This is a genomic window from Arthrobacter sp. 9V, assembly GCF_902506065.1.
Classification (GTDB): Bacteria; Actinomycetota; Actinomycetes; order Actinomycetales; family Micrococcaceae; genus Arthrobacter.
In genome coordinates, this window is sequence record NZ_LR732994.1 from 1 (window position 1) to 1,238 (window position 1,238).

1 protein-coding gene and 1 pseudogene are annotated in these 1,238 nt (G+C 70.7%); both read right to left on the reverse strand.

What is annotated here, in order from left to right; all coding sequences use genetic code 11:
• Positions 1-192, reverse strand: a pseudogene (locus BACI9J_RS23130) (ABC transporter permease subunit); the annotation flags it as partial.
• 1 nt (position 193) lies between these two features.
• Positions 194-1,099, reverse strand: a complete 906-nt coding sequence (locus tag BACI9J_RS23135; protein ID WP_042539900.1) for a hypothetical protein — start codon at positions 1,097-1,099, stop codon at positions 194-196.
• Positions 1,100-1,238: the final 139 nt, after the last annotated feature.

Sequence of the window (1,238 nt, forward strand, 5' to 3'; positions counted from 1 at the left end):
CGCCAGGGCCGAGATGACACCCATGTTGACGAAGAGCAGGAACGTGACCCGCTTCGTCTTCACACCCGACAGCTGCGCGGCCAGCGCGTTGCCACCGATCGCGTAGATGTGGCGGCCGAACACGGCGCTCCGCATGACGACCGAGTAGATCACCACGAGCGCACCGAGCACCCACCACACGATCGTCACGCCGTCATCCTCCGAGGCTCCGGGTCAGGGTCCGTTCCGCCGCCCGCACCTGGGCGAGCTCGGCATCGTCGAGGGTCCGTCCCTGCACCTCGGCGTCGCGGATCGCGATGACCAGGTCGTAGGTCCGGGCCTGCGGGTCGCCCGGCCGCTCGACCGCGCGCACCTCGTGCCGGCGCACGATGCGGCGCAGGTGGCGGTGGTGCCCGCGGTGCCGCAGGTCACGCCCCCACCGCCGGAACGTCAACGAGGCCATCGCGACGACGATCAACACGATGCCCAGGTAGAACGGCGGGTCGAAGGCCAGACGCAGTCCGTCACGGACCCCGGCTGGGAACACCCCGAAGTGGTCCGCCGTCAGCGAGGCGACCTCGTCGACGCTCGCCAGGACCACCAGGGCCAGCCCGACGCGGAACACCACGAGCGCCACCGGGTTCTGCAGCACGCCACGCCGCAGGGTCGTCGCGGCGATCAGCCCCACGCTCACCATGTAGACGGTCGCGTAGAACCACATCGGCGTCTGTGCGATCCCGTGCACGATGAAGTCGAAGTCGGTCCCGCCACGCTCCTCGACCAGCAGGAACGGCACCGTGAACGCCACGACCACGACGAGCAGCGCCACCGGCTTCGCCAGCATCGGGCGTTCCGGCAGGTCGTCGGTGCTCGCCCGCAGCATCAGCCAGAACGCCACGGTCGCGCAGACGTTCTGCACCAGGTTGATCAGGTTCGAGCCGCCCAGTGCGCCGTCGAGCACGGTCTGCGGCACGACGCTGCCCAGGGTCAGGAGCCCGAGTGCGCCGACACCCGTGGCACCCCAGGCCGCCCGGCCGCGCGGGTTCCGCAGCACGTACGGCGTGCGGGCGAGGAAGATCAGCGCCGCGAACCAGAAGGCTGCGGCGTGCAGTGCTGCCATCAGCCGTAGGCCCGCTCGTCCGCGCCCGTGGCACCGGCGAGCAGGACGGTCGCGAGTTCGTACGCGAACCGCTCGGCGAAGTGCTCGTCGTCGTCCGAGATGCTCACGAGCCCCGAGTCGGCGTCGAGCGCACGACGGC

Coding starts and splice junctions, on each gene's coding strand:
- BACI9J_RS23135 (WP_042539900.1), bottom strand. CDS start 1,099: ATGGCAGCACTGCACGCCGCAGCCTTCTGGTTCGCGGCGCTGATCTTC.